We start from the raw sequence: 25,124 nt of genomic DNA, 5'->3' as shown, positions 1-25,124 counted from the left end.
TCAGCCGAAGATTATAAAGCCATGCCTTGCAAAAACTACGCGTCTAACAACTTGATACAGCTAGTCATTTACCGTTGCAGCGGCACTGAACGACAGATGCCGGCATCGCGTTTTTTTAATCACCGGCATAATTTGTCGAACTGCATTCAACGTGCTTCCGGCGCGCGAGATCACGAACCGCGTCGCAACTCCGAATCGATCAATGACTGACGCCCTATCCGCAAGCCTCGCCGTCTCGTCCGCCCCGCTCGTCTTCGGCGATCTCCAGGGCTGCTGCGATCCGTTCCATCGGTTGCTGAAGAAAGCCGCGCCCGATGCCGACACGCCGCTATGGTTCGCGGGCGACCTCATCAATCGCGGCCCGAAGTCGCTAGAAACGTTGCGCGAAGTGATCGCGCTGGGGGATCGCGCGACGGTGGTGCTCGGTAATCACGATCTGAACTTACTCTCCGTCGCGGCGGGCCTGCGCAAGCCCAAGAAAGGCGACACGCTCGACGACATTCTGGCCGCGCCGGATTCGGCCGATCTTATCGAATGGGTGCGGCACAAGCCCGTCGCGCATTTCGAGGACGGCGCGCTGATGGTTCACGCGGGCGTCTTGCCGCAATGGGACGTGACGATGACGCTCGAAGTCGCGCACGAACTCGAAACCGCGTTGCGCGCGCCGGACTGGAAGGAAACGCTCGCGCAGTTGTACGGCAACGAGCCGCATCGCTGGGACGACTCGCTCAAGGGCATCGACCGCCTGCGCGTGATCTACAACGCGCTCACGCGCATCCGCTTTTGCACGGCCGAAGGCGCGATGGAGTTCGCCAGCAACGGCGGGCCGGCCACCGCGCCGCCCGGCTACCTGCCGTGGTTCGACGTGCCGGACCGCCGCACGCGGGACGCGACCATCGTTTTCGGCCACTGGGCTGCGCTCGGCCTGATGATCCGCGACGACGTGCTCTGCCTCGATTCCGGCTGCGTGTGGGGCAACAAACTCTCGGCGGTGCGGCTGACCAAAGACCCCGCGCAGCGCGTCGTCACGCAGGTGAGTTGCGCGATGAAGAAGTGATCGGCGGGGCTACCGGCGCTTCCATGACGACCGCCGGCGCACCGCGCATCCGCTCCAGCGCCGCCTGAACCGCCGCTTGCGCCTCGCTTGCGAGCAGCCGCCTGTCAGCGCCCGGCGCGAGCGGATCGCACACGTAGAGATGCGCGGTGATCGGCCCGCCGCGCAAGAGCGCATCGAGCGAATCGCTAAGCGACATGTCGCCGATATACGCTGGCGCCGTCGTCTGCACGCCGCGCGCGTCCTCGTACATGAGGCAGATGGGCTGCACGGGACACGACGCCGACACCGCCGCCTGAAACATGTTCGCGTGAAACGGCAGCAGCGAAACACCGTCGCTCGTGGTGCCTTCGGGGAACACGCACATTATCTCGCCCGCGACGAGCCGGTCCGCCAGTTCGTGCATGATGCGCTTCGCGTCGCTGCGCTTCTCGCGCTGCACGAACACCGTGCCAAGCTGTTGCGCGAGCCAGCCGACCACCGGCCACTGGCGAATCTCGGCTTTCGATACGAACGGCGTCGGCCGCCACGCGTTGATCACGTAGATATCGATCCAGGACACATGATTGCCGACGACCAGCACGCCTGCATCGAGCCGCGCTTCGTCGTTATGCACGACGAGCTTCATGCCCGCAAGCCGCAGCATCTCGAGCGACCACGCGCGGTTCATCGACATGCGTTCGCTCGCGGTCGCGTGGGGAAAGCGCCGCGCCACGATCCATGCGCCGTGCAGCAGATGGAGAGCGAGGCGCAGCTTGCGCAACATCGGCGTCATCGATCAGCGGCTTTCGTAGGCGAGATGCCCGCCGACGATCGTCGCGCGCACGCGAGCCGGCAACTCGTAGCCCAAAAACGGCGAATTGCGGCCTTGGCTCTTCAGCTTGCGCGGATCGACGCGCCAGGAAGCACCGGCGTCAAACAGGCAGATGTCCGCGAGCGCGCCCACGGCGATGCGTCCCGCCGGCAGCTTCAGCACATCGGCCGGCGCGGACGTGATGCGCGCGAGCGCCTTCGCGAGCGGCACGTTCGCCTCACGCGCCCACTTCACCGTCAGCGAGAGCAGCAGTTCCAGGCCGGTCGCGCCCGGCGTCGCTTCGGCGAAAGGCAGCAGCTTCTCGTCGTCGTCGAGCGGCGTGTGGTCCGAGCAGATCGCGTCGATGGTGCCGTCGTCCAGGCCCGCGCGAATCGCTTCGCGGTCGCGTTGCTGGCGCAGCGGTGGATCGAGGCGGAATTGCGAATCGAAGTAGCCGATGTCCACATCCGTCAAATGCACGTGGTTGATCGTGACGTCGCACGTCACGGCGAGCCCTTCGGCTTTGGCCGCCCGCACGAGCGCCACGCCCGCCGCCGACGACACATGCGACAGATGCACGCGCGCGCCCGTCACGCGCATCAGTTCGAAAATGGTATGCAACGCGATGGTTTCCGCCGACACGGGCACGCCCGACAGCCCGAGGCGCGACGCCACCGCGCCGCTCGCCGCCACGCCGCCCTTCGCCATGAACGCGTCCTGCGGGCGCAGCCAAACGGTGTAGCCGTAGGTCGTCGCGTATTGCAGCGCGCGCAGCAGCGTGCGCGTATCCACAATCGGGTTGTCCGCCTGCGAAAAACCGATGCAGCCGGCCTCCGTCAGCTCCACCATCTCGGTGATGCTCTCGCCCTTCAGCCCGACGGTCAGCGCGCCGAGCGGATACACATGCGCCTGATGCAGCTTCTGCGCGCGAAACTTGAGCATTTCGACGAGGCCCGGCTCGTCGAGCGTCGGATCGGTGTCGGGCGGGCAGACGAGGCTCGTCACGCCGCCCGCCATCGCGGCGGCCATTTCGGATTCGAGCGTCGCCTTGTGCTCGAAGCCCGGCTCGCGCAGGCGCGCCGACAAATCGACGAAGCCCGGCGCGATGTGCAAACCGTTGGCGTCGATGACCTTGGCCGCGCTGAAATCGGCAGGCGCCTCGCCGATGGCGACAATGCGTCCCGCCGCGATGAAAACGTCGTTACGCGTTTCGGTGCCGGCGGCCGGATCGATGATCGTGCCGCCTTGAATCTGGATCTTCATGTCGTTCTGATTAGTCGCTGTTGCCGGCCACAATGCCCATCACCGCCATGCGCACGGCGATGCCGAAGGTCACCTGATTCAGGATGACCGACTGCGGCCCGTCGGCCACTTGCGAATCGATTTCCACGCCGCGGTTCATCGGGCCGGGATGCATCACGATGGCATCCGGCGCGGCGAGCGCAAGCCGCTCGGGCGTAAGGCCCCAGCTCTTGAAATATTCCTGCGCGGACGGCAAAAGCGCGCCGCTCATGCGCTCGTTCTGCAGCCGCAGCATGATGATGACGTCCACGCCCTTCAGACCTTCGTCGAGGTTGTGGTAGACGTGCACGCCCATCTGGTCGAGGTTGCTCGGCAAGAGCGTGCGCGGCCCGATGGCGCGCACTTCGGGCACGCCCAACGTCGTGAGCGCATGAATGTCCGAGCGTGCGACGCGCGAATGCAGAATGTCGCCGACAATCGCCACGCGCAGCTTCGTGAAGTCGCGCTTGTAGTGGCGAATGGTGTACATGTCGAGCAGGCCCTGCGTCGGATGCGCGTGACGGCCATCGCCCGCGTTGATCACGTGCACGTGCGGCGCGCAGTGCTCGGCGATCAGATACGGCGCGCCGCTCGACGCATGACGCACGACGAACATGTCGGCGTGCATCGCGGAGAGATTGTTGATGGTGTCGAGCAGCGACTCGCCTTTGCTCGTTGACGACGCGTTGATGTTCAGATTCAGCACGTCCGCCGAGAGACGCTTCGCCGCGATTTCGAACGTGGTGCGCGTGCGCGTCGAGTTCTCGAAGAAGAGATTGAACACCGACTTGCCGCGCAGAAGCGGCACCTTCTTCACTTCGCGGTCCGTGACGCTCACGAACTGCTCGGCGGTATCGAGAATATGCGTGACGATGGCGCGCGGCAAACCCTCGATGGTCAGCAAGTGCTTCAGCTCGCCGTTTTTGGTGAGCTGCGGGTTGCCTTTGAGAAAGCCGTAGCGAAAGGTGTCGCTGGTCTTGTCAGCTTGCTGCGCGCCCGGTTCGGCTGCGCTCTGCGTGGCGGTGTTCATGGTGATCCAGGCGTTTCTTTGGGATGAGGCTGATGAGGCGCGGCGTGCGTAGCTGGCGTCAGTGCGTGCGCGGTTCGGTCGTGAAGCCGAACGTGCCGTCGTCGCGGCGCGCGAGCACGAGGTCTTCGTTTGCTGCGACGTCCACCATGCCGCCGGTGAAGCGCGCCGCGATCGGCATCTCGCGTCCGCCGCGGTCGGCGAGCACGGCAAAGTCGATGGCCGCGGGACGGCCGTAATCGTAAAGCTCGTTGATCGCCGCGCGCACGGTGCGGCCGGTGGAGAGCACGTCGTCGATCAAAAGAATGCGGCGGCCTTCGACTGCGAACGGCAGCGAAGTCGGGCTCGCCTGACTGTGCAGGCCCTTTTTCGCGTAGTCGTCGCGATGCAGCGCCACGTTGACCACGCCGAAATGCGGCGCGGCCAGGTCTTTCGCGAGCCGCTCGGCCAGCCACGCGCCGCCACTGTAGATGCCCGCGAGCGCCACGCCGTCTTTCGCCGCGAGCGACGCGCCGTACGCCGCGCGAATCTGTTCGACGAGCGCGCGATAAAGCGCCTCTGCGTCAATGGAACTCATGATCGTCCGGAAGTCCGTCGAGATATTGTTGAAGGATGACGCGGGCGGCTTCGGCGTCGATGCCGTCGAAGCGGCCACGCGCATTCGGACGCACGCCGCGTTCGCGCAGATCGGCTTTTGCGTCGACGGACGAATAGCGCTCGTCCACCCACTGCACCGGCACATTGAAACGGCCGTTCACCTGATTGCCGAAGCGTTTCGCGAGCGCGGTCATTTCGTGCGGCGTGCCATCCGGATGCATCGGCATGCCGACGACCACGGCATCCGGCTTCCACTCTTGCAAGAGCTTGCCGACTTCCCGAAAGCGATAGTCGCGGTCGCGGTTTTCCAGCACGGCGAGCGCCCGCGCGTTACGCGTCAACGTATTGCCGACGGCGACACCGATGCGCTTTTCGCCATAATCGAATGCCAGCAGCGTGGCTTCGCGGCTCATGCGTGCCCTGCTTCGCCGGAAAGCATGGAGCGCGACACGCCAAGCAGCGACAGCGCCGCTTCAAGACGGTCTTCGGCGGGCACATCGAAAATGATGCGCGAATCGGCTTCTACCGTGAGCCAGCCGTTCTTCGAGATTTCTTCTTCCAGTTGTCCCGCGCCCCAGCCCGCATGGCCGAGCGTCAGCAGGAAGCGCTCGGGGCCCTTGCCGCTCGCGACCGCTTCGAGCACGTCCTTCGACGTGGTCATGGCAAGCCCGCCCGGCACGCTCATGGACGAGCTGTACGCTTCGCCCTCGCCCGCTTCGTGCAGGACGAAGCCGCGCTCGGTCTGCACGGGACCGCCGAAATACACGGGCAAATGAACGAGCGGCTCGATCTCGAGCTTGAGGTCGATGCGGTTGAAAAGCGATTGCAGGTCGATGTCGGTCGGCCTGTTGATGACGAGTCCCAGCGCACCGCGATCGGTGTGATCGCAAAGGTAGACCACCGTTCCGGAAAACGTCGGATCGACCATGGACGGCATGGCGATCAGGAACTGGTTCGTCAAATTGATGCGATCGGAAGTCTTGGACATAATTCAGGATTTTAACAAAGGCGCTGCGAGATGGCCGACTTCGATGTGGGGCTCGTCTGGTTTCGGCGGGACCTGCGCGCGGCAGACAATGCTGCACTCTATCATGCGCTTACACGGTGCCGCCGCGTGCTGTGCGCGTTCGTTTTCGACCGCGAAATCCTCGATCCGCTGGCGCGAAACGATCGTCGCTTGCCGTTCATTCATGCGAGCGTGATCGAACTGGATCGCACGTTCCGGGCGGCCGGCGGCGCGCTGCTCGCGCGGCACGGCACGCCGCTCGACGCGATTCCCGCGCTCGCCCGTGAATGCGGGGCGAACGCCGTGTTCGTGAACCGCGACTACGAGCCGTCCGCAAAGGCCCGCGACGAAGCGGTCGCGCACAAGCTCGCGAGCGCGGACATCGCGTTCTTCGATTTCAAGGATCAGGCGATCTTCGACCGCGACGAGGTGCTGACCGGCAGCGCCAGGCCGTACACCGTCTTCACGCCGTACAAGCGCAAGTGGCTCGAAACGCTGACGCCCGACGCGTTGCAGCCGTATGCGTCCGAAGACCATCTACACGCGCTCGGCAAGCCGCCCGCGCAGGCGGACACGGGCATACCGACGCTTGCCGCGCTCGGTTTCGCCGACGCGCACGGCCCCGCGTTCCCCGCCGGCACGGTGGGCGCGTATGCGCTCTTCGACGAATTCCGCGACCGTATGGCCGATTACGACCGCACGCGCGACTTTCCGGCGGTCAAAGGCCCGAGCTACATGGGCGTGCACCTGCGGCACGGCACGGTGTCGATACGCGCGCTCGCCCGCGTGGCGCACGACGCGCAGCGCCACGGCGACCGCGGCGCGCAGACGTGGCTGTCCGAGCTAATCTGGCGCGACTTCTATTTCGCCGTGCTGCACCATTTTCCGCGTGTAGGGATGCCGGGCGATCATCGCGCGTTCAAGCCGGAATACGACCGCATCGAGTGGGAAACGGGCGAAGCCGCCGATGCAGATTTCGCCGCGTGGTGCGCCGGGCAAACCGGCTATCCGCTCGTGGACGCCGCGATGCGCCAGCTCAACACATCCGGCTACATGCACAACCGGCTGCGCATGGTGACGGCCAGTTTTCTGACGAAGGACCTCGGTATCGACTGGCGGCGCGGCGAGGCGTATTTCGAGGCGCAGCTGAACGACTTCGAGCTTTCGTCGAATAACGGCGGATGGCAGTGGGCGGCCTCCAGCGGTTGCGACGCGCAGCCCTACTTCCGCATCTTCAACCCGGTCACGCAGTCGCAGAAATTCGATGCGGCCGGCAAGTTCATCCGCCACTATGTGCCCGAGCTGGCGGCGCTGTCCGACCGCGACATTCACGCGCCCTGGCTCGCGAAACCCGACGCGCTGAAGGCGGCGAAGGTCGCGCTCGGCGCGGACTATCCGGCGCCTATCGTCGATCACGACGCCGCGCGCAAGCGCACGCTGCTGCGCTACGACGTCGTGCGCGGGCCTTCCAAAAGCGTGCCGCCTGCCGACGCAGACGACGACGCTATCGAGTAACCGCCGAAGGGCGCTCGATCATTGCGGTAAGCGCGGCAATCGAGGCGCGGCCTTCCGACGGCGCAATGCCGGCCGCCGCCTGATGCAGCATCGAACGCAGCATTTGCGCGGCGCGTTCGGGAATCGAGGCGTCGAGGCCGCGGGCGTCGCGCTGATCGGCGCCTTCGCCCTGATGCGCGACGCGCCGCCACGCGAGGCCGAGCGTATCCGCGAGCAGCGCGACGTGCCCGAGCCCGAGCGCGCACGCCGCCGCGCCCAGCCGATGCGACGCGTTCGCCGCATGCAGCGCGGCGGCGGCATCGACGGTGCCCGTCTCGCTCGCCTGCGTGCCACGCTCGACAAGCCCTTCGATCGACGCCTCCGCGCTTTGCAAAAAGTCTTCGTAAGCCGCCGCGTTCACGCGCAGCACGCCCAGGTCACGCGTGACGGCCTCGCGCGTGCTTTCTTCGCTCGCCTGCGCCGCGCTCTGCTCCCACGCGGCCTCCGACGCGGGCGTCGCCGCCACGTGCCACGCCACGGTCAAACCGTAGTCGCGCAACACATCGACGTGTTCGGCGTCCTCGGGCGTTGCGCCGTAGAGCGCGAAGTCGCGCCACAAGAGCGCGAGCGTCGCGCGCACGAGCGAACGCGGCGCAAACGTGGACGCGTGCGCCTGATCGGCGAGCACCAGGTTGAAGCGCGCGTAAAGGCGTTTCGCGTCCGCGTAGGCGGAGACATCGGCATGGCGGCCGGCCCGCTCGCGCAATGCCCGCACCGTGGACGACGCGAGCCGCCAGAAATCGTACGGATCGGGGCCGGCGAGTTCGGCGAGACACGCGTCGAGGCGCGAAAAAGTCTCGTCGATGGCGGCTTGCGGCTGATCGGCAGGCGCGCGCAGCAACGCGAGCAGCGACGCCTCATAGTGTGCGCGCACCCGCGCGAGCCGTTCCGGCGCGACGCCCCGCAACGTCGACGGCGCAATGGCGCGGCCGGCGAGCGCGAGGTCGTCGTAGGAAACGGGCGCGATGCGCGTGTGCGCGGCCAGAAGCGCGTGAAGCCCGCGATAGTGGTCGAAAAGTTCGGTCGAACAGGACAGCTCGCGCAGGTTATGGCGTTCGACGGCGGCACAGAACGCGGACATCGCAAGCGCGATGCGGTCGTGCGTGGCCTCGGAATCGTCGCCGAGCGGCGTGACGAGCGCGAGCGCCTCGGCGAAGCGTTGCGCGGGCAGCCATCCCGCCGAATGCAGCGCGGCAATGGCGCGCTTGAGCGCGGGCGCCGTCTCTCCCTGACGGGCAAATGCGTGCTGGGCGTCCGTGAGCGCCATTTCGGCAAGCCGGACAGAGCCGCCGCGCGGGTTCGGCAAGGCTTCGATCGGAACGGGTAGATCGGGACGTGATGTCATAACGGGCGCTCACAAGCCAGAAACGCGCGTGGCGACGCCGCCTCGACGCGCGGTTGAACTGCATCAGCGACAAGCGGCGGCAGGCGGCGGATGGCCGCCGACAGCCTGTCGTGCTCCAAGCGTATGCCTTAACGAGCGCGGGCGGGAACCGAATGTTCCGCCCCGGTTCGCCGCGGCGCGCGCGAGCAGATTTTCCTGCAACGCGTGCATGGAAACGCGGGCCGCAAAAAACACGCGCCGCATGGCGTGAGCCATGCGGCGCGGCAGAGCGTGCGGATCAGATCTGGACCATCTCAAAATCTTCCTTGCGGGCTCCGCATTCGGGACAGGTCCAGTTGATCGGAACGTCCTCCCAACGAGTGCCCGGCGCGATGCCTTCTTCTGGCAATCCCGCCTCCTCGTCGTAGATCCAGCCGCAGATCAGGCACATCCAGCTTCTGTATTCCATACTTATGCCGCGTCGATTGGTCGATTGAAATTAGGCCATGATGGTACCGTGTTGCCGGATGGATGCCTAGCAAGGCGCCGGCCTGGCGCGCATCGCCACATAGCGGGATGCGCGCGGCACCACTCGCAAAAAGCTACGCAAAGGCCGCAGGCGGGCGGCAATAGGCCGCATAATCGAACCGTATCCGGGCGGCGTGCGTGACTTTTGCGCGTATCGCTGCGACTGTATCGTCTCACTCGTGACAATCAAACCAAAAATGTCCGCTTTTGCCATGACCGGCGACTCTCCACCGATCGTTCTCACATTCGGGCTCTCGGACCCCACGGGCGGCGCCGGCTTGCAAGCCGACTTGCTGACGCTAGCCAGCATGGGCTGCCACGGCGCAACGGTTCTCACCGGTTACGCCGTGCGCGACTCGGCGTCCTGCGACGAAGTCAACGGACTCGACCCCGACGCCGTCGCTGCGCAGGCGCGCATGTTGCTAGAGGACATGCCGGTCGCCGCGTTCAAGATCGGCGCGGCCACGCGGGCCGAAGTGGTCTCGGCGATCGCCGAAGTGGTATCCGACTATGACGACGTTCCGCTGATTCTCGCGCCGGACTTCACGCTCGACGACGAGCACGTGCTCTCCGCCGACGAGTTGCGCGAATCGCTCGCCGATTTGCTCGTGCCGCAGACGACCATGCTGATCGCCGATCACGCCACGCTTTTGCAGCTCGCGCAGCCGGACAGCGACGCCGAAGCGCCGACGCTCGATTCCGCCATCTCGCACATTCTCGCGCAGGGTTGCGAGTACGTGCTGGCGATGGAAACGGGCACGCATCGGCACGTGAACACGCTGTATAGCGAAGAGGGTCAGGTGCGGCAGGACTTGTGGGATCGCGGGTTGAATCGTGTGATGGGGCTCACCGACACGCTTGGCGCCGCGGTTGCCGCGCTGCTCGCGAACGGTCAGGAGCCTGCCGAGGCCGCGCGCGAGGCGCAGGAATACGTGTTCCAGGCAGCGCGCGCCGCGTTTCGTCCCGGCATGGGCGCGTATCTGCCGGACCGCTTTTTCTGGGCGCGTTCGAACGATGCGGAGGACGAAACTGACGCGGCGTCGTTACCGGACGACTCGGCGGGATTGCCCGGAGAAGCCCGGCATTAGAAGTCGTTATGCAGTGAACGAGGCGACACGAACGGAGTTCGGAGACCAACCAAGGGAGGCTTTGCGAGCGCATGCCGTATCGATTGCCCCATCTGCACAAGCCCGGCCCGCAAGGCGCCATCCGCGTCGGCTGCGCGGGTTGGGCGCTATCGAGCTCGGTCCAGTCGAGCTTCCCCGACGAAGGCACGCATCTGGAACGCTACGCACGCGTGCTGCCGTGCGTCGAGATCAATTCGAGCTTCTATAAGCCGCATCGCGAACAAACTTACGAGAAGTGGGCGCAGAGCGTGCCCGACTCGTTCCGCTTTTCGGTCAAGCTGCCCAAGGCGATCACGCACGACGCGCGACTCGCCGAGACCGACACACTCATTGACGAATTTCTGGCCGCCGCCGGCAAATTGGGCGACAAGCTCGGCTGCTGGCTCGCGCAACTGCCGCCGAGCCTCGCGTTCGAGCACGACGTGGCCGATGCCTTCTTCAAGGCGCTGCGCGAGCGCACGAAGCTGCCCGTAGCCTGCGAGGCGCGCAATCCGAGCTGGTTCACCAAGGAGGCGGCGGCGCTTCTGAAAGCGCATCACATCGCGTATGTGGACGCCGACCCGATCCCCGACGACTGCGAGATCAAGCATCGCGCGGATACGTCGCTCGTTTATGTGCGGCTGCACGGCTCGCCTGAGCTTTACAAGTCTTCCTACGACTTCCCCTATCTCGACGATCTGGCGCGCACGCTGCAAGCCCGCGCGAAGAAGACGCCCGAGGTGTGGTGCGTCTTCGACAACACGACGCTCGGCCACGCGCAGCCCAACGCGCTGCATGTCATGGAGCGCCTGCACCTTCATCATCGGAAGGCGTAGCGCCTTTCCGCTTCCACTCGCTGGTCCCGAAGGAGATTCGCTGATGCACACGCCGGCACGACGCTTCGCCCGCCTGATCCGAGCCACGATGCTCGCCACGATTGTCTCGGCGGCGCTGCCCGTCCATGCGCAGGACGCATCGCCGCCACCGGCCACGCCTGCGGGCGACGGCACGTTCCTGCTGACCATCTTCCTCAAGCACGACGAGTCCAAGCCGCTGCCGAAGATCAATCAGCAGTTGAAGGAACAAGGCTACTTCAAGACGTTTCCGCCGCCGGGCGTGGAAGTGGTGTCGTGGTATGTGGTGATGGGCATCGGCCAGGTCGTGACCCTGCGCGTGCCCGCGGACAGGCTGCGAGAGGTAAATCGCGCGATCGAAACCACGGCCTGGGGCGGATATCACACGGAGTTTTACCCGACCTACGACTACAAAGCCGCCGCCCAAAAGCTGCGCGACGAGATGAACAAATAGCTTTTCGATGGGCGAAAAAAAACCTGCATCGCTGCAGGTTTTTTCTTTGGCACGGTGCAAGCCCCTTGCGAGACCCGCACCGATGTAGTCGGGCCGAAGCCGTCTTACATGTCCATGCCCATGCCGCCCATGCCGCCGGGCATGCCGCCAGGCATCGGAGCGTCTTCCTTCGGCAGTTCGGCAACGGCTGCGTCGGTCGTCAGCAGCAGGCCTGCCACCGAAGCCGCGTTTTGCAGCGCCGTGCGCGTCACCTTCGTCGGGTCGACGACACCGGCTTCCACCAGGTCACCGTACTCGCCGGTTGCCGCGTTGTAGCCGTAGTTGCCCGAACCTTGAGCAACAGCCGCCACCACGACGGAGGCTTCTTCGCCGCCGTTCGTGACGATCTGGCGCAGCGGCTCTTCCATCGCACGCAGGACGATCTTGATACCTGCGTCCTGATCGGCGTTCGCGCCCTTCAGGCCGTCGATTGCACGGCGAGCACGGATCAGCGCGACGCCGCCGCCAGCCACGATGCCTTCTTCCACCGCTGCGCGCGTTGCGTGCAGAGCGTCTTCGACACGTGCCTTCTTTTCCTTCATTTCGACTTCGGTCGCAGCGCCGACCTTGATGACTGCCACGCCGCCGGCCAGCTTGGCCACGCGCTCTTGCAGCTTTTCACGGTCGTAGTCCGACGTCGCTTCTTCGATCTGCTTGCGTACTTGCTTCACGCGAGCTTCGATGTTCACGGCTTCGCCAGCGCCGTCGATGATCGTCGTGTTTTCCTTGCCCACTTCGATGCGCTTGGCTTGACCCAGCTCTTGCAGCGTCGCCTTTTCCAGCGTCAGGCCGGTTTCTTCCGCGATGACTTGACCGCCGGTCAGGATCGCGATGTCTTCCAGCATGGCCTTGCGACGGTCGCCGAAGCCCGGAGCCTTGACAGCGACGGTCTTCAGGATGCCGCGGATGTTGTTGACGACGAGCGTTGCGAGCGCTTCGCCTTCGACGTCTTCAGCGATGATCAAGAGCGGACGGCCGGCCTTCGCGACTTGTTCCAGCACCGGCAGCAGATCGCGGATGTTGGAAACCTTCTTGTCGTGCAGCAGCACGAACGGGTTTTCCAGAACGGCGACTTGCTTGTCCGGGTTGTTGATGAAGTACGGCGACAGGTAGCCGCGGTCGAACTGCATGCCTTCCACGACGTCCAGTTCGTCTTGCAGCGACTTGCCGTCTTCGACGGTGATCACGCCTTCCTTGCCGACCTTGTCCATGGCTTCAGCGATGCGCTCGCCGATGGACGTGTCGCTGTTCGCCGAGATCGAGCCGACTTGCGCGATTTCCTTGTTCGTCGTGCAGGGCTTGCTGATCTTGCGCAGTTCTTCGATTGCTGCAGCAACGGCCTTGTCGATGCCGCGCTTCAGGTCCATCGGGTTCATGCCCGATGCGACATACTTCATGCCTTCGCGAACGATGGACTGTGCGAGCACGGTAGCGGTCGTGGTGCCGTCACCTGCGTTGTCGCTGGTCTTGGAAGCAACTTCCTTGACCATTTGCGCGCCCATGTTCTGGAGCTTGTCCTTGAGTTCGATTTCCTTCGCGACCGAGACACCGTCCTTGGTGACCGTCGGGCCGCCGAACGAACGCTCGAGCACGACATTGCGGCCCTTCGGACCCAGCGTGACCTTGACCGCGTTGGCCAGAATGTTCACGCCTTCGACCATCTTGGCGCGTGCGGAATCGCCGAAAGTGACTTCTTTAGCTGCCATATCCAGACTCCTTGATTCGATTCAGTGTGCCGGCTCGCTGCCCTTCAGGCGCGAAGTCCGGCTTACAGGAAGAATGCTTACTTGTTGACCAGAACGGCCATGATGTCTTCTTCGCGCATGACGAGCAGTTCCTGCCCGTCGACCTTGACGGTCTGGCCGGCGTATTTGCCGAAGAGCACGCGGTCGCCCACCTTCACGTCGAGGGCGTTTTGCGTGCCCTTGTCATCGCGCTTGCCCGGGCCGACGGCCAGGACTTCACCTTGATCCGGCTTTTCTGCCGCTGCTTCCGGGATCACGATGCCCGATGCGGTCTTGGTTTCCTGGTCCAGACGTTTGACGATGACGCGATCGTGCAAAGGACGAAGGTTCATACACACTCCTCTCTTGAATGAGACTGAAAACGCGGGATAGCCCGTCCTTTGGGCCGAGCCCGCCGGACGGAAATCTTGTTAGCACTCTCGTGCAGTGAGTGCCAATTATATGGACCGGATTTGACAATTTCAAGGAGGGCAGGCGGTATTGCTCGCTCATCGAGGTTCTTGGAACTTTGTTCACTCGACTCTGGACTCGTAGCGAGCATTCAATCCGTCAGCCGCGCGAGTTCCTTCAGCAGATAAGGACTTTGGGACTAGCTTGCAATTCACCCGCGAACGCGCGGCAATCGATGCCGCAGTCTTAGCGGCTTCCGCGCAAACGTCCGGGGGCACCGATCGATGGCAGGGTATACCCGGGTAACCGGTACGCGCGTCTCGCTAAACTAGCAGGCGGACGGAGGGCGCGAGGTGTGGGCCGCTATCCTTTTCACAAAAGGGTCCCGCGCTTGAGTTGGTCGCTCGGCCGATTCGGCAAGATCTATGCGAAATCACGCGCAACGGCGAGCGGCTGACCAGTACCGTGGCTCCTATCAGTTCAGTAAAATCGGCCCGGATCACTCTCCGGCCTTCGTGGCTCGCAACTGAGTTGGGGCGGTGTGGCGCGAAGGGCAACCGCCCGCATTGGCGGATGTACCTCGGCAACGGCAACGCGGTTCGCGCTGCCCTGAAAGGCTGCAACGGGTGGGCTTGCGCAGATCGCGATCCGAGCGACGGCCGGCAACTTGCGTTTTCACCGTTTGACCTAGCTCGGCCAGAAGCCGCGTTTGTCCGTTGCTTTGCTCGCTGGTGACGGGCGACTGGTTGCTTCTCAGGGCGGCAATCGGGTGGGCTTCCAATAGCATCGCTCGTTCAGCGCTCAGGCTGGGCGGTAACAGACTATGTCCGCGAACGTGCGGTAATCGATGGATTCGCGATTGTCGTTAGTCAACGTCAAGGGATACTTTGCTTAACGTCCCATCGACGGTATGCCAGGGCAGCGGTGGCAGCAAGAGCAACGGCAACAACGGCCGCGGTTAGCCAGTGGAACGGTATCAAGATCCCATCTTTTCCCGAGGCCAAATGAACTAGCTTGATGTCGAAATCGTTCCCAAAAACGATTGCAAAAATCCATGCGCATATGAGTTGGATCGCTATTGTTGTCGCCGCGAATTGAATCCAATAACTAAAACGTTCGTCGCTGGACACCATTTCGTCAAAACGCCTCGATGTGCTCAAGCAGGCACTGACGCTGGAGAGAATACTCCCTGCACTCCGCGTCGAATTGAGTGGACGACAGTCTGTGGAAAAGTGTCGCGCACAAAATTGGCACACCCCTTCGGCGAAATAACTGTCTCGCTCGCCCCCCTGTCCAGGCTGTTTCATTAATGCAGCCTGTCGTGTTGTGATGACTCAGGGATTCAGTGAAAAGGCAGCCAAGAACGAACGCCATAGTGTTAGAAGTGATATACCGCGCCGCTATGGACCTTGCACGAACAGGCTTGTCCGTAAACACAATCTCTGGAAAGACCAAGGCCAGCCTGCGAAGAGATACAAAGCAAACCTTCTCGCCTGCGGTTAGATTTTCACTACTCCCAATCTCCAGGAATCCGTCAGAGCCTTTTTGCCTTACCGGCAGGCAGAGGGCAGAATACGCATCAAGACTGATGTCGCCCTGGAACTCATTCTCGCCGTCCTCTGAGACAACAGTTTCCGAACCGATTGCGATGATAATGACGTCGTCCACGGAGCGCCCGAATGCAGCGGCGAGCGAATCATTCTGCTTTACGAACTCTTGGACCTGTGCAACCGCGTCTTCGATGCTTATATAGGTTTCGACAGCCGCTATCTGCTCTGCATTAGACTTCGTCGCATGCTCTTCGATACTGAAAGACTCCCGTAGCGGCCACCTTCTAACGATCATTGGCGCGCCGCTAACGCGCGCGAGTTTTCCGGTGCCGGCCCAATCGCCAAACGCTCGGAAATCAAACATGCCATTGCTCTTTTGTGTAAGTGCCTTGGCGACTCGACGAAGGTCGCAGCCATAGCTACACACGTTGTACGTAGCCGTCGGTAAAAGAAGAATCAGTGTCGCGGTTGTTGACGTTGGCAGGACGCGCCGCCTTGCAAAAAAGCGCATGATCTTCCGCTCCAATGATGACGACCGTGGCGACAGCCATCCAAGCCATGAAGGACCGCGCTTAAATATAGGTGACAGACGGGAAAAACAGTAGTGTTAAGTAGGCAGCGAGCTACTGTATGACGTCTCTACCCGGCGCAAACCGCTGTTTCAAAAAAGTAGCCCACCGAGAAGCCCAATGACCAGTTGAGGTCGGGATGCGGTAGTCAGCTTCCCGAACTCACCGCCGGAAAGCTGCCATTCTCGCTTCGATGCCCGATGCCATTCGTCAACGCGCGTTCGCGCGCGCAAGCGACGGTCACGTTCCTAAGTGAAATGTCGGCTCTTCGACTATCAGCAGACGGTAAGGTCGACGCCCTCAGAGCGAAGCGGTTCGCTGCGACTCGCTGATGAGTGATTGCAGGATTGCATGCAACCGCTCCCTGCCGAGGCTGCTGCGCGGACGGCGCGTCGATGATTCGTGCGCCGGCGCTCACGTCGAAGTTCGGCTCCGGGATACGCTCGGTTCCATCGAAACCGCTCCGTGGACCGATCAAGCTCGTGACGGGCACCGGTGGCGTCCATTCTGTCGGCTTCTGGCGATCGTCGCCGCCGCGCATGGGGCATCGAGGCAAGCCCTCATCCTGCCGCTGATGTTCGCAAGCGGCGTGTGAACCGGCGACGTACGGGCCCGCCCCATCGCGACATCAGCGTTCTACCGGGATCTAAGCCGCCCTTCCCATGAGTCGTGCGCCGAACGGCTGACGCATCTACTGACGGCTACCTTTTCCCCCGCGACGGCCCCATCGCGGTGCTCGCGCTAACGGCGGCTTCGCTGTTCCCTTATTGACTCGCACCCGCGCCTACGCCTGCCTTCTTCTGCGCACGCTGAACGTCCTGCGGATAGTCCGTGTCGTTAGCCCTTGCCGGGTTGTATCCCGCGTCTTCCAGCTTCTTGAGTTCCGCGTTCTTCTTTGCGCGCGCCTCTTTTCGCGCTGCCTTCCTTTGCGCTTTGGTGGTCGGTGCGGCTTGAGTACTGTCGGTAGCGGTTGCACCGGAACCTTGCGCGTGCGAGAGCGGGGCGACGAAAGCAGTCGTAGTAGCCACGATGAATGAGAGGACGACGTTTGCGGCCTTGAATTTCACGATGACTCCTCAGTCGTTGGGGGAACGTGTTTGTACGAGTATATGGCGGGTAATCGCCGCCATTGTCTTGCGATCAACGCTTTGCGTCTAAGGCTTGACGGAATCGAGGCCGGTCTTGCGCACCGTTGCTTGCGCGGCCGACGAAGCAAGAAATCGCAGCAAGTCTCGCGCCTCTTCAGGATGCTTCGCCCCGACAGGGATGCCAGCCGCATAGCGCGTGACCGATTGCACGTCCTCCGGCACCTTGCCGACGAACTCGACGCCGGCGACTGGCAGCAACTCAGCGACTTGCTGGAAGCCGACCTCATAGTCCCCGTTCGCCACCACCGATGCCACCGGAATGCGCGGAATCATATGCGCCTTCGGCGCGACTCGTTCTTCGATGCCCAGTTTCCTGAACATCTCGTTCTTGATGTACACGCCGCTCGCACTGTCGGAATAGGCAATCGACTTAGCGTTGAAGAGCGTCTGCCGCAATGCGTCGACGGTCGAAATGTCCGGCTTGCGAGCGCCCGCCTTCACGACCATGCCGATGCGCGAGTCGGCAAGCTCGACGCGAGAGCCGGACATGACCTTGCCGTCTTTTATAAGGCCATCGAGCGCGTAGCCCACCATGATGACGACGTCGGCCGATTCGCCGCGCGCAAGCCGGTTCGGAATGGCCTCGGGAGACTGTCCCATCGAAGGGCCGAGAATCGTGTGCAACGTATTGCCGGTCTCGCGGGTGAATTCAGGCCCGAGTGCCTGATAGGCAGCCGTGAAGCCTCCGGACGTCATAACGTCCAGTTCGGCTGCGTGAGCGGAGAATGCGGTGATCGTTGCACATGCCGCCGCAGGGACGAATACCAATCTGACATAGCGGGCAAGCGTCATCGTCATCATTTTTCCGTAACCTCTTCGAGCGTCTTCTGTCGCGAATCCACCTTCACGGTCAGCACCAGGATGACCGCAGCGGCGACGAGTGGCATCGTGAAGTAGTAGATGATCTGATGGATGACCGTGCCGAAGGTAAGGAATAGCCCGAGAATGTACGGACCCGAGATCGACCCGAGACGCGCAGCCGCGATGACCAGGCCCGAGGCCAACGCGCGACACTTCGTCGGAAAGAGTTCAGAGGTCAACGTATAGAAGATCGGGACCACGCCGCCGGAGAAGAACTGATAACCCACGTCGCAGGCTACGATGATCTCGATGGGCCACTTGTACTCGAACGAGAGGCCGAAGCCGAAGAAGCACACCGCGCTGGCGCCGGAGAGCAGGAGCATGGCCCACTTTCGCGGCATCTTGTCCTGCAGCCACATGCCGAAGATCTGGCCCAGCGGCGTCACGGCCAACACGATCATCGTGAAGGTGAAGCTCTTCGTGAGCGTGAAGCCTTGCCGCAAGAAGATCGACGGAAGCCATGTACCGAAGCCCACGACCTGAATATTGTTCGCCAGTTGAAAGAGCCCGAGCACGATGATGGCGAGTGCGGATAAGCGCAGCGCCGAGAACTGCTGGCCAACGTTGGGACGGACTTCGGCGGTCGAATCGGGGGCGACCAGTTCGATGGCGCCATACCCTGCATCGTCCGCGATCTTTCTCGCGACGGCAGCCGCTTCCGCCGTGCGCCCTTGCTGAAGCAGAAAGCGGATCGACTCGGGAATATAGCGGCGCACATAAACGATCATGAGCGCAGGCGTGACTCCGATCCAGAACAAGGCGCGCCATCCGAAGGTCGGCACGACGATGGTCGCCACGACCGCGCACACGAACCATCCGAACGAATAGCCGATTGCGCCCGACCCGACGAAGATATGCCGCAGCCGCTTCGGCGAATACTCGGCGAGAAGCGAAAACGCGACGGGAAATTCGGCGGCGATACCAAGGCCTGTGATGAAGCGAGCCAACAGAAGCACGCCATATGTCGGCGCGATGGCGCTCAACAGCGTGCCGAATGCATAGGCGAAAAGCGCCCACTGGAAGATAGGTCGACGGCCGATGCGGTCGGCGAGCGGAGCAAACAACAAAGCGCCCAGCAGCAGGCCGATGTTGGTCACCGAGCCGATCAATCCAGCCTGCGCGGGACTGATCGCAAACTCCTTGATGATGAGCGGCAGCGCGAACGACGTCGTCTGAAAATCAAAGCCGTCCAGTATCTGGGCGAGCACGCAGCCTAGGAGCAGCGTCCATAGAAAGCCCGTCATTGGGCAATCGTCGAGAAATTCAGTGTAGGTCATCCTCCTGACCCCAGCCAATGTCGACGATGACGCTCGCGCAGCCTCTACGCCGGCGCCCGCAATATCGGTCCGACTCTGGGCCATATCTGCCATTTCTGTCTCCTTGACGTCTCGCCTTAGCGAAGACGCAGTCTCAAGCTGATTGACAACGGAATGAGTCTTCCGCTTTTATGGTGTGTATGAAGGCCGCTCGATGAGTTCAGGCGTAGCGTCGTTCCAACGCATCCCACTCGGGCTTGCCGACGAGACGTTGTCGTTCGGCGAAAGTCGTCACAAGGCCGCTTGATTCGAGCAACTGCTTTTCGTTGCGCAGCACGCCGAGCGCCTTCTGCATGCCCATTACCGCGCCCTGAAGCGCAGCATTCGCATAAAGAACGATGCCGTAGCCGAGTTCACCCAACTGCTCCGCGCTGAAGATGGGTGTCTTTCCGCCTATGACCATGTTCATCAGTTGGGGCTTCGCGAGGCGCGACGGCAATGCACGCACCTCGTCGGGCTGCGTCACGGCCTCGACGAACAGGATGTCGGCGCCCGCATCCGCGAACAGTTGCGCGCGCTCGATGGCGGCTTCGAAGCCGTGCGTCGCCGCCGCGTCCGTACGTGCCATGATCAGCAGGTTCTCGTCCTGACGTGCATCGACAGCAGCGCGGATCTTGTTCACGGCTTCATCAGTCGAGATGACGTCCTTGCCGGAAAAATGGCCGCAACGTTTCGGCGCGACCTGGTCTTCGAACTGGATGCAGTCCGCGCCGGCACGTTCCAGCGTCCGCACGGTATGCGCGACGTTGAGCGCGTTGCCGAAACCGGTATCGGCATCGACGATGAGGGGCAGCGTCACCGCATCTCTGATACGGGCCGTGTGATCCGCTATGTCGGCGAGGCCCATGAACCCCTGGTCCGGCATGCCGAAGTACATATTCGTCACGCCCGCCCCCGTCACGTAGACAGCTTCATAGCCGAGGTCCTCGATGACACGCGCCGACAGCGCGTTGAACGCGCCCGGCACGATGGCTCCGCGGCGAGCTTCTACGAGTGCCTTCAGTCGTTGACGGGTCGATACGGTGCTCATATCCATGTCTGTCTGATTCCCTTCAGGCAGCCGTTGCAGGCGCGTCGGCATACTGTTCGGCCACGACGGGCGTCTTGTTCCAGTCGGTCGTCGGGTCAAAGCCATAGAGCCAGTCGTTCGTGCCGTGCACGCTGCCCTTGCCCGTGACGATGGCTTCCTTTTGCGCTTGACTGTCCTTCATGTGCTTGAAGCGCAGGTTCGCCAGCGACAGACGCTGCACCCCATGCACACGCGGAATGCGCACCCGGCGGAATTCGTTGAACGCCTGAATCGGATCGGCGCTTGCACTCAGCCAGCGCCCGAGGATGTACGCATCCTCGAACGCCTGACACGCGCCTTGTCCCGCGTTCGGCACCATTGCGTGTGCCGCATCGCCGATCAACTGAATGCGCCCACGGCCCCAGTTGTCATTGATCGGCCGCGCAAACAAACCCCACTTCATGCACTTCGTGACCAAGCCCAGCAATTCTTTCAAACGCGGCTCGGGGTTCTCGAAGCTCGCACGCATTTCGTCCGGATCGCCCTGCTTGTTCCAGCTCTCTTCGACCCACTCGGCCGTGTCCTGCTGCGTCACGATATTGACCAGCTTCTTCTGCCGGATGTAGTACGCCCGCACATGCGCGCCCGGGCCGACCCATTCGGTCTGACCGCTCGGCTCGAGAATCCAGTCCGGCACGATGCTCGCATCGAGCAGCGCACGCCACGCCATCTGCCCCGTATAGGTCGGGTTGTCGTCGCCATAGAGCGCCTGACGCAGCACCGACTTCACGCCGTCAGCGCCGATCACATATTCGGCCTCGACGCGGGTGCCGTTCTCGAACACGAGCTCGACCGCATCACTGCGCTCATTGACCCATGCGAGTCGATGTCCAAGATGAATGTGCGACTGATCCAGCCCCGCGGCGAGCGCGTCCAGCAAGTCCGCGCGATGAAACGAGTAGTAAGGTGCGCCCCACTTCTCGGCCAGCTTGAAGCGATCGCGAAATTGAAGGAATTCCCCCGACTGCATATTGCGCGTGTATTCGCCCGGCGAGCGATGACCCACCGCATCGATACGGCCCTTTGCACCCAGGCCCCACAGCGCCTTCACCGCTTGCGGGCTGCAACTCACCGCGGCACCGATCTCGCCCAGCGCGGGCGCCGCCTCGAACAGTTCCGCCTCGATGCCGAAGGTGTGCAGCGCGTTCAACGTCGCAGCACCGGCAAGTCCTCCTCCGACGATGGCGATTCGGCACTTCATGACCATGCGTGTCTCCTGATTCATTGTGTTCGTGTCGCCAGAGCAGACCTCCCTCGGCAACCGCTTAACTTGAAGTCAACTATACGGGACCAGGCAGAGCACAAACAATCCAGCATTTCGTTAGAATGCATTAGCTCGGCTTATGAAACTTTGCGGGTGGAAACATGGCGGTAATAGTCAATCTCGACCTCGAACTGTTGCGTACCTTCGTGGCCATCGTCGAGCGCGAATCATTCTCGGCGGCGGCGGAATCAGTGCATCGAACACAATCCGCAGTCACGCAACAGATGCAAAAGCTCGAAGCGCAACTGGGAAAGACACTATTTCTGAAGCAAGGGCGCGCGAAGCGTCTGACCGCCGAGGGCCTCAAGCTCCTCGAATATTCTCGACGCATGCTGGCTCTAAACGATGAAGCGTGCGCCGCAATCACAGGCTCGGTGTTGACCGGCGAAGTGCGTATCGGCGCGCCGGAAGACGTAGCGGATTCAATGCTTCCGAGTCTCCTGCAACGGTTTTCGAAAGCCTTTCCGAGCTTGCGAATGACCATCCACGTCGGCCGCAGCCCTTTCTTGATGCAGGCCATGAAGCGCGGCGAGATCGACATGACCATTTCGCCGCGGGAATACCCGGAGCATCGGCGCATCACGCTGCGCACGTCGCCGACCGTCTGGATTTGCGCCGCCGACTATAACTACGACCCCGGCTCGCCACTGGACCTGATTACCGCAGATGAGCCGAGCCTCTTTCGACGCATCGCGGTTGAGCATCTCGAGCGTGCGAAGACGCCGTGGCGTGTGAGTTACTCGTCCCCGACGCTGACGGGCATTCGCGCGGCTGTGCGAGCGGGCCTCGGCGTGACTGCGCGCTCTGTCGAGATGATGGGCCCGGATTTCCGCGTGCTGGGCGAAGCCGAAGGGCTCCCGCGTCTTCCGGACGTGTCTTATAACCTCTACCTCGGCCAGTCGCCGAACACGGCTGCGCGCCGTCTCTTCGATTCTCTCGGGACGCTGCGGCTGTAGTGGAGAAGGCGCTCGGATAGCGCCTTGCCCTGCCTCATCAGAAGCGATGAATAATGCCGGCGATTCCGACGAACTGGCTTCCTGATGACGACGGCGTGCTGTTCATGCCATCGCCCACATTGGCCGTTGCGCCGATGATGCTACCCACTCCGTTCGCACTGAGCGCGTAGGTCTGTCCGCTTGCGCGTTGATACGCTTCGAGCAGATAAAGCCCGGTGCGCTTGGACAAGTTGTAGTACTGCATCAAGTTGAACTGGCTGTAATGCGCCGGGCTCTTCACTCCGTTCGCTTCAGTTGCGCGCGTGTAGGCGTAGCCCGCCGCCAGGTCCCATTCGATACGCGGTTTCCAGTGCAGCACCGCCCCGCCTGTGTTGAAGATCGCTTCGTCGCGGAAGCCCGAATTCACGCCCGGAATGTACTGTACGTTCGAATACGACAGCGAGATATCGAACGCGGGCGAGAACTGCCATCCGCCCGCCACGGCCATGCGCTGTTGCGCCTGATTGTTGCGATATCCATACGTCAGCGCCGACACGCCCGGCTGAGAGCCGCCGCTGCTCGTCGTCGAATCCGCACCCCAGGCGCCGCCGCCCAACGTCGAGTTGTTGATGCGCAAGAACGCCGCCGCGATCCCGAACGGTCCGTTCAGGTACTGTGCCGCCGCGCTCCAGGTCGAACCGCGGTTGAACGCGCCAGGCACGCCTCCGAGCGCATAGTAGCCACTCACCGTCAGCCCGTGAAACGACGGCGAGACATACAGCACCGAGTTGTTCGCGCGGTAGCTGGAGTCCATTGAATCGATATCGCCGGGATGCGCGCCTGCATAGCCCGTCAGCCAATTGATCGGGCTATACGGCACAAGCAGCGTGTAATACGACGTGTACTGTCGCCCGATCGTCACCGTGCCGTAGGCGGGATTCGTAAGACCCACGAAGGAGCGGCGGCCGAACATGCCGTTGGTCGGCACGGCCGCACCGGTCCCTGAATTGAAGCTGGATTCGAGGGTGAAGATGACCTGCGTGCCACCGCCAATGTCCTCCTTGCCCGTCAGTCCGAAGCGACTGCCTTGCCACACGCCGTTCGACATCTTGACGACAGAGCGCCCGCCCGACGTCGAACCGAGCGAGGTCGAACTGCTTTGATATTGAATACCCGTGTCGATGAGTCCGTACAACGTGACGCTGGTCTGCGCCGACGCCCCGTTCGCAACGATCCCCGCTAGTGCTGCGACGGCCATTGTCTGCTTTTTCATTTATCTCCTCCATGGATGGCATGGTTGCGCTGAATGAGATTCCAGCATTCTTGTGTCAACTCGTTCCTTTACTAATTTCGTTCTCCTTACTGCACGGCGGTCGTGGAAAGAGGAATATCCGACCGGACGCAACCAGACGCACGTGCTTCGTATGCTCGTCAACGGCCCGGTCAGACGCTCGTTTAGAAGCTGTCGCCTGGCACCCGCACGAAGCCTTCCATCAGGATGCGCGCGCTGCGACTCATCGCGGCCTTGGTCACGGTCCACTGACCGTTCACCCGCTCGGCCTGGGCACCGACACGCAAGGTGCCCGACGGATGCCCGAAACGCACCGCCTCACGCATTCCGCCGCCCGCCGCGAGATTGACGAGCGTACCGGGTACGGCCGCGGCAGTCGCAATCGCGACGGACGCCGTGCCCATCATCGCGTGGTGCAGTTTGCCCATCGACACCGCGCGCACAAGCAGATCGAATTCGCTCGCGTGAACAGCCTTTCCGCTCGATGCGACGTAATCCGCCGCCGGCGAGACGAACGCGATCTTGGGCGTATGCTGACGCTTCACCGCCTCCTCGGGCGTCTTGATGAGCCCCATGCGAAGCGCTCCCGCAATGCGGATGGCTTCGAACTGCGCGAGACGCGAGACATCGCCGTTGATGTCGTCTTGCAACTCGGTACCCGTCAAACCGATGTCGCTGGCGTTGACGAAGATGGTCGGGATGCCGGAGTTGATCATCGTCGCCTTGAGCGTGCCGATGCCGGGTACGTCGAGATCGTCCACCACGTGGCCCGTGGGAAACATCGCGCCGCCGTCCTCGCCTTCGTCGGCAGGATCCATGAATTCGAGCATGATCTCGGCAGCGGGAAAGGTGACGCCGTCCAGTTCGAAGTTACCCGTCTCCTGCACCTGACCCGCCGTCACGGGCACATGCGCGATGATCGTTTTGCTGATGTTCGCCTGCCAGATGCGCACGACACATACGCCGTTTCTCGGCACGCGTGCGGCGTCGACAAACCCGGCGTGCAGCGCGAATGCGCCGACGGCTGCGGAGAGGTTGCCGCAGTTTCCCGACCAGTCGACGAGCGCTGCGTCGATTGCGACCTGCCCGAAGTAGTAGTCGACGTCATGGTCAGGCCGCGTGCTGTTTGCAAGGATCACGCACTTGCTCGTGCTGGACGTAGCGCCGCCCATGCCGTCGATCTGCTTGCCGTAGGGATCGGGGCTTCCCACTACGCGCAACATGAAGCGGTCACGAGCCGGCCCTGCTTGCTGGCACGATGCAGGCAGGTCTTCGAGGCGGAAGAAGGTGCCTTTGCTCGTGCCGCCGCGCATATAGGTGGCGGGAACTTTGATCTGAGGTGCGGTCGTAGTCATCGCAATGCCTTTGT

Annotated in this window: 24 protein-coding genes; 6 read left to right on the top strand and 18 right to left on the bottom strand. The window is 62.7% G+C overall.

What is annotated here, in order from left to right; all coding sequences use genetic code 11:
* Positions 1–202 precede the first annotated feature (202 nt).
* Positions 203–1,057: a symmetrical bis(5'-nucleosyl)-tetraphosphatase gene (locus P9239_RS07780; protein ID WP_309749929.1), complete on the top strand. Its 855-nt coding sequence runs from the start codon at positions 203–205 to the stop codon at positions 1,055–1,057.
* Here P9239_RS07780 and P9239_RS07775 read toward each other — a convergent pair.
* Genes P9239_RS07775 through P9239_RS07750 form a run of 6 tightly spaced genes read right to left on the bottom strand, consistent with a single transcriptional unit; the run spans position 1,026 to position 5,740 of the window.
* Positions 1,026–1,829 carry a lysophospholipid acyltransferase family protein gene (locus P9239_RS07775; RefSeq protein ID WP_309749928.1) on the bottom strand — a complete coding sequence of 268 codons (804 nt, stop codon included), beginning with the start codon at positions 1,827–1,829 and terminating at the stop codon, positions 1,026–1,028. The genes P9239_RS07780 and P9239_RS07775 overlap by 32 nt on opposite strands.
* A 3-nt stretch (positions 1,830–1,832) precedes the next feature.
* Positions 1,833–3,110, bottom strand: coding sequence for a dihydroorotase (locus tag P9239_RS07770; protein WP_309749927.1), 1,278 nt, complete (start codon positions 3,108–3,110; stop codon positions 1,833–1,835).
* A 10-nt stretch (positions 3,111–3,120) separates the two neighbouring features.
* Positions 3,121–4,158, bottom strand: coding sequence for an aspartate carbamoyltransferase catalytic subunit (locus P9239_RS07765; protein ID WP_309749926.1), 1,038 nt, complete (start codon positions 4,156–4,158; stop codon positions 3,121–3,123).
* Positions 4,159–4,216: 58 nt separating this feature from the next.
* Positions 4,217–4,732: a bifunctional pyr operon transcriptional regulator/uracil phosphoribosyltransferase PyrR gene (pyrR, locus tag P9239_RS07760; RefSeq protein WP_309749925.1), complete on the bottom strand. Its 516-nt coding sequence runs from the start codon at positions 4,730–4,732 to the stop codon at positions 4,217–4,219.
* Entirely contained in the window at positions 4,719–5,165 is a 447-nt protein-coding gene (ruvX, locus tag P9239_RS07755) for a Holliday junction resolvase RuvX (RefSeq protein ID WP_309749924.1), read from the bottom strand. Before ruvX ends, pyrR begins: the two co-directional genes overlap by 14 nt.
* On the bottom strand, positions 5,162–5,740 hold the full coding sequence (locus tag P9239_RS07750) for a YqgE/AlgH family protein (RefSeq protein WP_309749923.1): 579 nt from the start codon (positions 5,738–5,740) through the stop codon (positions 5,162–5,164). The genes ruvX and P9239_RS07750 overlap by 4 nt, the downstream gene beginning before the upstream one ends.
* A 30-nt stretch (positions 5,741–5,770) precedes the next feature.
* Here P9239_RS07750 and P9239_RS07745 point away from each other — a divergent pair, with 30 nt between their 5' ends.
* On the top strand, positions 5,771–7,273 hold the full coding sequence (locus tag P9239_RS07745; protein WP_309749922.1) for a deoxyribodipyrimidine photo-lyase: 1,503 nt from the start codon (positions 5,771–5,773) through the stop codon (positions 7,271–7,273).
* Here the strand turns inward: P9239_RS07745 and P9239_RS07740 are convergent.
* Positions 7,263–8,657 carry a hypothetical protein gene (locus P9239_RS07740; protein ID WP_309749921.1) on the bottom strand — a complete coding sequence of 465 codons (1,395 nt, stop codon included), beginning with the start codon at positions 8,655–8,657 and terminating at the stop codon, positions 7,263–7,265. The two genes, P9239_RS07745 and P9239_RS07740, sit on opposite strands and share 11 nt — an antisense overlap.
* A 277-nt stretch (positions 8,658–8,934) precedes the next feature.
* A complete protein-coding gene (locus tag P9239_RS07735; RefSeq protein ID WP_025527884.1) occupies positions 8,935–9,105 on the bottom strand; it encodes a rubredoxin in 171 nt (56 codons plus the stop codon).
* A 271-nt stretch (positions 9,106–9,376) separates the two neighbouring features.
* Here P9239_RS07735 and P9239_RS07730 point away from each other — a divergent pair, with 271 nt between their 5' ends.
* From P9239_RS07730 to P9239_RS07720, 3 genes are all read left to right on the top strand, one after another.
* The gene (locus P9239_RS07730) at positions 9,377–10,252 is read left to right on the top strand and encodes a hydroxymethylpyrimidine/phosphomethylpyrimidine kinase (RefSeq protein ID WP_309753933.1); all 876 of its coding nucleotides are present in this window, start codon (positions 9,377–9,379) and stop codon (positions 10,250–10,252) included.
* Between the two features lie 71 nt (positions 10,253–10,323).
* The gene (locus P9239_RS07725) at positions 10,324–11,106 is read left to right on the top strand and encodes a DUF72 domain-containing protein (protein WP_309749920.1); all 783 of its coding nucleotides are present in this window, start codon (positions 10,324–10,326) and stop codon (positions 11,104–11,106) included.
* A gap of 43 nt (positions 11,107–11,149) precedes the next feature.
* Entirely contained in the window at positions 11,150–11,578 is a 429-nt protein-coding gene (locus tag P9239_RS07720; RefSeq protein ID WP_404980063.1) for a hypothetical protein, read from the top strand.
* A gap of 104 nt (positions 11,579–11,682) precedes the next feature.
* Here P9239_RS07720 and groL read toward each other — a convergent pair whose 3' ends face one another.
* The 8 genes from groL to P9239_RS07680 all read right to left on the bottom strand — a co-directional run bounded on the left by groL (position 11,683) and on the right by P9239_RS07680 (position 21,466).
* Positions 11,683–13,323 carry a chaperonin GroEL gene (gene groL, locus P9239_RS07715; protein WP_244847121.1) on the bottom strand — a complete coding sequence of 547 codons (1,641 nt, stop codon included), beginning with the start codon at positions 13,321–13,323 and terminating at the stop codon, positions 11,683–11,685.
* Positions 13,324–13,400: 77 nt separating this feature from the next.
* Positions 13,401–13,694, bottom strand: coding sequence for a co-chaperone GroES (gene groES / locus P9239_RS07710; RefSeq protein WP_159836846.1), 294 nt, complete (start codon positions 13,692–13,694; stop codon positions 13,401–13,403).
* A gap of 1,195 nt (positions 13,695–14,889) precedes the next feature.
* Positions 14,890–15,813 (bottom strand): hypothetical protein, encoded by a 924-nt coding sequence (locus tag P9239_RS07705; protein ID WP_309749919.1) that lies wholly within the window; start codon positions 15,811–15,813, stop codon positions 14,890–14,892.
* Between the two features lie 822 nt (positions 15,814–16,635).
* A complete protein-coding gene (locus P9239_RS07700; protein WP_404980064.1) occupies positions 16,636–16,938 on the bottom strand; it encodes a hypothetical protein in 303 nt (100 codons plus the stop codon).
* Between the two features lie 87 nt (positions 16,939–17,025).
* Positions 17,026–17,811, bottom strand: a complete 786-nt coding sequence (locus tag P9239_RS07695) for a substrate-binding domain-containing protein (RefSeq protein WP_309753930.1) — start codon at positions 17,809–17,811, stop codon at positions 17,026–17,028.
* 5 nt (positions 17,812–17,816) lie between these two features.
* A complete protein-coding gene (locus tag P9239_RS07690) occupies positions 17,817–19,157 on the bottom strand; it encodes an MFS transporter (RefSeq protein ID WP_309749918.1) in 1,341 nt (446 codons plus the stop codon).
* A 199-nt stretch (positions 19,158–19,356) separates the two neighbouring features.
* Complete coding sequence (locus P9239_RS07685; RefSeq protein WP_309749917.1) at positions 19,357–20,226, bottom strand: isocitrate lyase/PEP mutase family protein; 870 nt, start codon at positions 20,224–20,226, stop codon at positions 19,357–19,359.
* 22 nt (positions 20,227–20,248) lie between these two features.
* Complete coding sequence (locus P9239_RS07680) at positions 20,249–21,466, bottom strand: FAD-dependent monooxygenase (RefSeq protein WP_309749916.1); 1,218 nt, start codon at positions 21,464–21,466, stop codon at positions 20,249–20,251.
* 164 nt (positions 21,467–21,630) lie between these two features.
* Here P9239_RS07680 and P9239_RS07675 point away from each other — a divergent pair, with 164 nt between their 5' ends.
* Complete coding sequence (locus P9239_RS07675) at positions 21,631–22,485, top strand: LysR substrate-binding domain-containing protein (protein WP_309749915.1); 855 nt, start codon at positions 21,631–21,633, stop codon at positions 22,483–22,485.
* A 37-nt stretch (positions 22,486–22,522) separates the two neighbouring features.
* Here P9239_RS07675 and P9239_RS07670 read toward each other — a convergent pair whose 3' ends face one another.
* Together P9239_RS07670 and prpF are read right to left on the bottom strand one after the other, a co-directional pair.
* Positions 22,523–23,737, bottom strand: a complete 1,215-nt coding sequence (locus P9239_RS07670) for a porin (RefSeq protein WP_309749914.1) — start codon at positions 23,735–23,737, stop codon at positions 22,523–22,525.
* Between the two features lie 182 nt (positions 23,738–23,919).
* Positions 23,920–25,110, bottom strand: coding sequence for a 2-methylaconitate cis-trans isomerase PrpF (gene prpF / locus P9239_RS07665; protein ID WP_309749913.1), 1,191 nt, complete (start codon positions 25,108–25,110; stop codon positions 23,920–23,922).
* Between the last annotated feature and the right edge of the window lie 14 nt (positions 25,111–25,124).

It is taken from the genome of Caballeronia sp. LZ062 (genome assembly GCF_031450785.1).
In the GTDB taxonomy this organism is placed as follows: domain Bacteria; phylum Pseudomonadota; class Gammaproteobacteria; order Burkholderiales; family Burkholderiaceae; genus Caballeronia.
This window is presented reverse-complemented; position numbering and strand designations above follow the sequence as displayed.

Excerpts from the sequence above, each read along its gene's own strand:
- P9239_RS07695 (WP_309753930.1), bottom strand. The coding sequence starts at position 17,811 with ATGACGCTTGCCCGCTATGTCAGATTGGTATTCGTCCCTGCGGCGGCA.
- P9239_RS07705 (WP_309749919.1), bottom strand. The coding sequence starts at position 15,813 with ATGCGCTTTTTTGCAAGGCGGCGCGTCCTGCCAACGTCAACAACCGCG.
- groES (WP_159836846.1), bottom strand. The coding sequence starts at position 13,694 with ATGAACCTTCGTCCTTTGCACGATCGCGTCATCGTCAAACGTCTGGAC.
- P9239_RS07765 (WP_309749926.1), bottom strand. The coding sequence starts at position 4,158 with ATGAACACCGCCACGCAGAGCGCAGCCGAACCGGGCGCGCAGCAAGCT.
- P9239_RS07690 (WP_309749918.1), bottom strand. The coding sequence starts at position 19,157 with ATGACCTACACTGAATTTCTCGACGATTGCCCAATGACGGGCTTTCTA.
- P9239_RS07685 (WP_309749917.1), bottom strand. The coding sequence starts at position 20,226 with ATGAGCACCGTATCGACCCGTCAACGACTGAAGGCACTCGTAGAAGCT.
- P9239_RS07725 (WP_309749920.1), top strand. The coding sequence starts at position 10,324 with ATGCCGTATCGATTGCCCCATCTGCACAAGCCCGGCCCGCAAGGCGCC.
- P9239_RS07735 (WP_025527884.1), bottom strand. The coding sequence starts at position 9,105 with ATGGAATACAGAAGCTGGATGTGCCTGATCTGCGGCTGGATCTACGAC.
- P9239_RS07740 (WP_309749921.1), bottom strand. The coding sequence starts at position 8,657 with ATGACATCACGTCCCGATCTACCCGTTCCGATCGAAGCCTTGCCGAAC.
- P9239_RS07680 (WP_309749916.1), bottom strand. The coding sequence starts at position 21,466 with ATGAAGTGCCGAATCGCCATCGTCGGAGGAGGACTTGCCGGTGCTGCG.
- P9239_RS07750 (WP_309749923.1), bottom strand. The coding sequence starts at position 5,740 with ATGTCCAAGACTTCCGATCGCATCAATTTGACGAACCAGTTCCTGATC.
- P9239_RS07675 (WP_309749915.1), top strand. The coding sequence starts at position 21,631 with ATGGCGGTAATAGTCAATCTCGACCTCGAACTGTTGCGTACCTTCGTG.
- P9239_RS07770 (WP_309749927.1), bottom strand. The coding sequence starts at position 3,110 with ATGAAGATCCAGATTCAAGGCGGCACGATCATCGATCCGGCCGCCGGC.
- P9239_RS07720 (WP_404980063.1), top strand. The coding sequence starts at position 11,150 with ATGCACACGCCGGCACGACGCTTCGCCCGCCTGATCCGAGCCACGATG.
- P9239_RS07670 (WP_309749914.1), bottom strand. The coding sequence starts at position 23,737 with ATGAAAAAGCAGACAATGGCCGTCGCAGCACTAGCGGGGATCGTTGCG.
- ruvX (WP_309749924.1), bottom strand. The coding sequence starts at position 5,165 with ATGAGCCGCGAAGCCACGCTGCTGGCATTCGATTATGGCGAAAAGCGC.
- P9239_RS07730 (WP_309753933.1), top strand. The coding sequence starts at position 9,377 with ATGACCGGCGACTCTCCACCGATCGTTCTCACATTCGGGCTCTCGGAC.
- prpF (WP_309749913.1), bottom strand. The coding sequence starts at position 25,110 with ATGACTACGACCGCACCTCAGATCAAAGTTCCCGCCACCTATATGCGC.
- P9239_RS07775 (WP_309749928.1), bottom strand. The coding sequence starts at position 1,829 with ATGACGCCGATGTTGCGCAAGCTGCGCCTCGCTCTCCATCTGCTGCAC.
- groL (WP_244847121.1), bottom strand. The coding sequence starts at position 13,323 with ATGGCAGCTAAAGAAGTCACTTTCGGCGATTCCGCACGCGCCAAGATG.
- P9239_RS07745 (WP_309749922.1), top strand. The coding sequence starts at position 5,771 with ATGGCCGACTTCGATGTGGGGCTCGTCTGGTTTCGGCGGGACCTGCGC.
- P9239_RS07780 (WP_309749929.1), top strand. The coding sequence starts at position 203 with ATGACTGACGCCCTATCCGCAAGCCTCGCCGTCTCGTCCGCCCCGCTC.
- pyrR (WP_309749925.1), bottom strand. The coding sequence starts at position 4,732 with ATGAGTTCCATTGACGCAGAGGCGCTTTATCGCGCGCTCGTCGAACAG.